6 protein-coding genes and 1 pseudogene are annotated in these 5,994 nt (G+C 46.6%); 4 read left to right on the plus strand and 3 right to left on the minus strand.

Annotated elements, in window-relative coordinates:
- Positions 1–1,066, plus strand: a pseudogene (locus Q0R35_RS05405) (helicase-related protein); the annotation flags it as partial.
- A gap of 450 nt (positions 1,067–1,516) precedes the next feature.
- Here Q0R35_RS05405 and deoC read toward each other — a convergent pair.
- Both deoC and Q0R35_RS05415 read right to left on the minus strand, forming a co-directional pair.
- Positions 1,517–2,200: a deoxyribose-phosphate aldolase gene (gene deoC / locus Q0R35_RS05410; RefSeq protein ID WP_295615070.1), complete on the minus strand. Its 684-nt coding sequence runs from the start codon at positions 2,198–2,200 to the stop codon at positions 1,517–1,519.
- A 30-nt stretch (positions 2,201–2,230) separates the two neighbouring features.
- Entirely contained in the window at positions 2,231–2,713 is a 483-nt protein-coding gene (locus Q0R35_RS05415; protein WP_295615071.1) for a hypothetical protein, read from the minus strand.
- A 147-nt stretch (positions 2,714–2,860) separates the two neighbouring features.
- On the opposite strand from Q0R35_RS05415, the gene Q0R35_RS05420 reads away from it, so the two are divergent.
- From Q0R35_RS05420 to Q0R35_RS05430, 3 genes are all read left to right on the plus strand, one after another.
- A complete protein-coding gene (locus Q0R35_RS05420; protein WP_295615072.1) occupies positions 2,861–3,904 on the plus strand; it encodes a PRC-barrel domain-containing protein in 1,044 nt (347 codons plus the stop codon).
- 199 nt (positions 3,905–4,103) lie between these two features.
- Complete coding sequence (locus Q0R35_RS05425) at positions 4,104–4,664, plus strand: hypothetical protein (protein WP_295615073.1); 561 nt, start codon at positions 4,104–4,106, stop codon at positions 4,662–4,664.
- 46 nt (positions 4,665–4,710) lie between these two features.
- A complete protein-coding gene (locus Q0R35_RS05430) occupies positions 4,711–4,983 on the plus strand; it encodes a hypothetical protein (RefSeq protein ID WP_295615074.1) in 273 nt (90 codons plus the stop codon).
- A gap of 34 nt (positions 4,984–5,017) precedes the next feature.
- On the opposite strand, the gene Q0R35_RS05435 is transcribed toward Q0R35_RS05430, so the two are convergent.
- The gene (locus tag Q0R35_RS05435) at positions 5,018–5,890 is read right to left on the minus strand and encodes a phosphatidate cytidylyltransferase (RefSeq protein WP_295615075.1); all 873 of its coding nucleotides are present in this window, start codon (positions 5,888–5,890) and stop codon (positions 5,018–5,020) included.
- Positions 5,891–5,994: the final 104 nt, after the last annotated feature.

Consider the following 5,994-nt stretch of genomic DNA (forward strand, 5'->3'; position numbering starts at 1 on the left):
GACGAAATGCTGGCGATCCGCCTGAATGTTTATTGGATTATTTTGATGATGATTGGTTACTTGTCGTTGATGAGTCTCACGTTACCGTCCCGCAAATTCGGGGCATGTATAATGGCAATCGAAAACAGTCTTGATCGATCACGGTTTTCGATTGCCCAGTGCGGCTGATAATCGCCCTCTAAAGGCGGATGAGTTCTGGGAGAAGGTGAATCAATGTATTTTTGTTTCAGCAACCCCTGGCACCTGGGAAATGGAACTCTCAGAAGATCGGATCGCTCAACAGATCATCCGTCCGACGGGGGTAATCGATCCAGAAATATTCGTCCGTCCGACTGAGGGACAAGTAGACGATTTACTCGGTGAAATTCGCGATCGAGTCAAGCGAGAAGAACGCGTATTGATTACGACGCTCACCAAACGGATGGCGGAAGATCTGACTGAATATTTTCACGAACGGAGTGTGCGGGTAAAATATCTCCATTCAGAAATCCAATCGATCGAACGAATTGAAATTATCCAGGGTCTCCGCAATGGCGAGTTTGATGTATTGATTGGGGTTAACTTATTACGCGAAGGTTTGGATTTACCAGAAGTATCTTTAGTGGCGATTCTCGATGCTGATAAAGAGGGATTCTTGCGTTCGACTCGCTCGCTAATTCAAACAATCGGACGAGCGGCGCGACATATTCGCGGACAAGCGATTTTATATGCTGATAAAATGACCGATAGTATGATTGCGGCGATCGATGAAACCGACCGAAGACGGGGGATTCAATCAGCACATAATAAAGTAAATAATATCACGCCCTACTCGATCGTCAAAACAGGTAATAACTCGATCCTGCAATTCCTCGATCTCTCTCGCCGCTTGAATGCTCAACAATTAGAAACAGTGATCGAGCATGTCGATGAATTAACCCTAGAACAAATTCCCGATGCGATCGTGCAATTAGAAGCCGAAATGAAAGTAGCAGCAAAGGCGTTAGAGTTTGAAAAAGCCGCAACATTACGCGATCGAATTAAGCAATTGCGAGGTAAATTAGTCGGTAATTCTTCAGATAAGTAGGTAGGCGTAATTAAATATCAAACCCATGTAGGTTGGGTTGAGAGCAACGCGAAACCCAACAGCAGCAATGTTGTATTTACACTTGGCATTTTATATTTAATTAAGCCCAGCTACTTATCAAGTAACGTGAGTTCGGGATTGGGGTTTCCGAGCGATGACTATTGGCTTCGTTTCGGAACCGCCCTCAAATGAATTTGCGGATGCGCTCCGCGCGGGTTCCCCGCGCAAGGAAGCGCACCAAGCAGGGGCTAATAGCATAAGTTCGTTGAAACGAACTAAAAAATTTGGCAGTTCGTTTCAACGAACTTGAGCTATTAGCCCGAACTTGTAGTTCAGGGCGGTGTTTGAACGGAGCAGATCGATTTTCCTTATCCCGAACTCACGTTAAGTAGGTAAACTATCCACACTTCGGCTGTCGCTCAGTGCAAGCTATCCACTATCCCCTATTCCCTACTCCTCTGCTTTTGAATCGCGTTCGCGTTGTTTGAGCAGATCTATGCCCCAAGAAGTACCGAGCCTAGTAGCTCCAGCCAGAATTAATTCTACAGCCTGTTGATGTGTGCGGATGCCACCCGCTGCTTTGATGCCGATTCGATCCTTAGTCAGACCCTTGAGAAATCGCACATCCTCCACCGTGACAGCACCACACCAACCCGTCCCAGTTTTCAATATTCCCGCACCTGCATCCATACAGATTTGGGCGGCAATTTCTCGCTCTGGTGGGGTGAGTAGCGACATTTCCAGAATTGCTTTAACTGTTTGCCCTGTCGTCTCGCAGATTTCAGCAATTTCGCGATGCACATCGTCAATTTTGCCAGCTTTGAGCCAGCCAATATTAATAACGACATCCAACTCCTGGGCACCATTTTCCATTGCTTCCTGCGCCTCATAGAGCTTGCTGGCAGTCGTTGTCGCACCTGTCGGGAAACCAATTACCGTGCAAATTTTGGGGCTTTTTTGATGCAATAAAGCAGTAACTTGGCGCACATAACAGGGGTTGACACATACCGCCGCAAATCCATATCTATCGGCTTCTTGACACCACTGCTCTACCATCGCGGGAGTAGCATGACCGAGCAGCGAATGATCGATAAATGGGGCGATGTCGATGTTTCTAGATTCTTCAATTGCCATTGAGTTGGAGGTAGGGAGTTGAGAATTAAGTTAGTTGAAAGTTGAGAGCCGCCTATTTCGAGCGAGCGATGCTTTGAGTTTAGCTTGTAACTCGATCGGAAAATCACGATTGACCCACAGTTCTCGATAACCATCGCATCCATGCGTTGCCAAAACTTGTTGTGATGCCGAGAGGATCGCACCTGCAAACGATCGTAACCGACATTCTACATCTAAAATTAACTTGCCCTCTTCATCCGGACGATGTTTCCAAGGCTCATCAAACTCGATAATCTGCACCCATAATCTATCTGATGATACGCGCCGCAATCGCCATCGATACTCGCCAGGTTCCTCAATAAATAATGCTGTTGCATCGTCAATTCCTCTCACCACGCATTCAACGGCATAGAGCAAATCGGCTAAAGCATCCGACAAATACGACGCTGTTAGATGAGCCTGTCGATCGTCAATTTCTACAATACACTCAGCCCAACCGCGCCCTGTCAAATTATATTCGATCGCAATTGCCATCAGTGCAGCAGCCTTTTGAGGTTATGGATCGATAATTGTGGTAGAGAAACCCGTACAATAGAAGAGAGCAGGGGGCGGCATAAAATAGTAATTGTAATTCGATCTCCACCTGTCTGCACCCCGTACTCAGCATTCAAATCTGCTAATATGACATCCGAACTGATTCGTCAACGCTCCGATCTGATCGACACTCAAGTTATTGCCAAAGATACAGGCAAACGGCTGGGAATTGTCAAAGAGCTGCTCGTCGATATCGACAGTCGTGAAGTAGTCGCGATGGGTTTGCGCGATGGATGGCTGGCGGCTCCAGGCGGACTGGTAAAATATATGTTTCTGTCTTCGATCGAAAAAATGGGCGATGTAATTCTCGTACCCAATGATGATGCGATCGAAGATCTCGACCCTGAGAATTATACTAACCTAATTAACTGCGAAGTCATTACCGAAACTGGCGATATGCTAGGCAAAGTGCGGGGCTTTAAATTTAGCTGCGATGATGGTAAATTAACATCAATTATTATCGCCAGCTTTGGGATTCCGTTAATTCCTGATAATGTAATCAGTACTTATGAATTCTCGATCGATGAAGTCGTCAGTAGTGGGCCAAATCGGTTGATGGTATTTGAAGGCTGTGAAGAACGCCTCGAACAGCTTTCCGTCGGTTTCCTCGAACGGATCGGACTCGGTAAAGCCCCCTGGGAAGACGAATACAGCTATCGTCCCGCCGTCATTCGTCCTGAAAATCAATTACCCGCTGGCGTTCCGCTAGCTCCCCCACAGCAGATAGTCCGCGCCGCACCCCCAATCGCTCAACCCGTTTGGGAAGAGGAAGAAGAAGAGGAACAATGGCAAGAAGTTGAAGCCGCACCGCTCCCCCCGCGACGGATGCAAGCAGAACAACCTCTCTATTACGATGATGACGATGAGGGCGAAAACTGGAACGAACCCAGTCGCGAACAGCCGCGTACTGCCAAAGTTTATGAGGATGTCGCCTATACGGCAATTCCCGCACCAGCAAAACCAGTCATAGCAGAGGAAGAAGATCTCCTGCTACTTGACGATGATATGTGGGGTGAAGATATTAAATCTCCAGCATACCAACCTCAAAAACTCAATATCCCCGATCCTCAAAAAGTCGAGATTCCTCAAACTGTCAAGCAGGTTGAGTATCAAGAAGAGGAGCAACATTGAATTAGTGGATAGTGGATAGTGAATATAAATCTGTAGGTTGGATAGTGAAACCCAACATCCACACGCGCGATTGATGAGGATGTTGGGTTTTGCTTTGTTTTGCTTGGTGCGCTAAACCGTCGGAAAACAAAGGCGAGCGCGCATCCGCTACCCAACCTACAACTTTCCCCTTCCCCCTTACCCTTTACCCCTTTACCCAGTGAATTCAGCAGATATTAGCTCATTGCTTACCAACCGTTTTGGTAATGCTCTCAAAATTGTCGATGGCGATTCATATCAAATCGATACACCCGATTATCGGCTGTTGGTTATTCTTTCAGCCCAACAATCGTGGGTGCGAATGTTAGTGCCAATTGCCCCCGCCGCCGAGGCAATGACCTTTGTTGAAGAATTCCTATCTGCTAACTTTGATGCCACCTTAGAGACCCGTTATGCCCTAGATCGGGGCGTACTTTGGGGCGTGTGGCAGCATAGCGTAGCCGGACTAACTACTGAAGATTTTACTACGGCGATCGATCGTTGTATCGATCTCAAACGAGTGGGTATCGATCGCGCCTTCCAAGATTTTGCCACCAAACAGGTTAAAGCGATCGTCAGTATTGCCAAGCAACGCGGGGATACGCTCGAACAAACAATGCAAACACTCAATCGGTTTTATGCTGAAGGTGTCATGGGCGATCTCGGCGCGACTGAAGATGTCCGCAATGAGATGACCACGGCTTGGCAATCTCAATTAGAACGATTGTGGAATGAAGAGTAATTCAATATTTATCACATTGAAACGGTAATTAAATAGGAGTCACACGATGCAAGCTATTTTTTGGACGATGGAAGAAGTTGCTGCTAGAGCAAAGCAGTTTTACGAGCTTGGCATTCGTCAAGAAGTCGAATGCGAAGAAAATATCGGTCAGATGATTGTTATTGATGCGGAAACTGGTGAATACGGTATCGATCCGAGTGGTGTAGAATCAGCGTTGAAATTAAAGGGCAAAAATCCGTTAGCTCAACTGTTTACCATCAGGATTGGTTATGATGTTGCAGTAGTTTTTGGTGGAGAAATGGAGCGAACTACTAAGTGATGCAAGGTAGAGTTGTGAATGGGCGACCGAATAGTTAAATCCGTGGTAATACTAACTTCACAAAATAGTAAACCAGCGGTGCGGTAAAAATATAACTATCGGTGCGATCGAGCATACCACCATGTCCGGGAATTAAGTCGCCCGAATCTTTAACCCCAGCATCTCGCTTCATTACCGATTCTGTTAAATCGCCCAACATACTCGTCATCCCAATCAGGCTTCCCAAAGCAATACCACCGATATACCAGTGATGCCAGTGCAGCACCCACGCACCACCCATCCCCATGCCGATACTGCTCATAATTCCACAGATTGCTCCCTCGACCGTTTTTTTAGGGCTGATTTCTGATAACCGCGTGCGTCCGAGCCATTTGCCAAATAAAAACGCTCCGATATCTGTCACCATAATGCACATAAATGACAGCAACGTAATTGTAAACGCAGGCGGCAGAGTGCTTACATCTAACGTGGCGAGTAATCCCGCCCAATTGGTATCAAATGGAAAGGTATGTGCAGTCTTCGGATCGAAGCCCACCCGCAACCTAATCCAGTAGCTGGGTAAGTAACCGCCATAGAAGAGTCCGAATAAGGATGTAGAAATATCGGCAATTGAGGCGATTTTGGGCAGGAATAGCAGGTAAAAGCAAATTAGGGTACCTGCGACAGGAAACAGCGCATCGTCGATTCCAGAGCCAATTGCCCCCACAATTAGCAATATTTGACTGACAACTAAGGTAATTCTGCTGGCTGGTTCGATGCCTTTGGCGCGGACGAGTTTAAAGTACTCACTCTGACCTAGATAGACAATAATACACATCCCGATCGTAAAGTACCAGCTACCTAGCAATAACATACATAAAGCTACAGCGATCGCTACGATGGTACTGATGATGCGGGGTAGGGACATTGGGGGAGTAGGAAGTAAGGAGTAAGGAGTAAGGAAAAGAATCAATAAATTTTCAATCCAAAACCCTGTCTTGACTGAAACATATGCGGAGGGAACCTCCGCAT

The organism is Chamaesiphon sp. GL140_3_metabinner_50, from assembly GCF_025361915.1.
Taxonomy (GTDB): Bacteria; Cyanobacteriota; Cyanobacteriia; order Cyanobacteriales; family Chamaesiphonaceae; genus Chamaesiphon.

Coding starts and splice junctions, on each gene's coding strand:
- Q0R35_RS05435 (WP_295615075.1), bottom strand. CDS start 5,890: ATGTCCCTACCCCGCATCATCAGTACCATCGTAGCGATCGCTGTAGCT.
- deoC (WP_295615070.1), bottom strand. CDS start 2,200: ATGGCAATTGAAGAATCTAGAAACATCGACATCGCCCCATTTATCGAT.
- Q0R35_RS05430 (WP_295615074.1), top strand. CDS start 4,711: ATGCAAGCTATTTTTTGGACGATGGAAGAAGTTGCTGCTAGAGCAAAG.
- Q0R35_RS05420 (WP_295615072.1), top strand. CDS start 2,861: ATGACATCCGAACTGATTCGTCAACGCTCCGATCTGATCGACACTCAA.
- Q0R35_RS05415 (WP_295615071.1), bottom strand. CDS start 2,713: ATGGCAATTGCGATCGAATATAATTTGACAGGGCGCGGTTGGGCTGAG.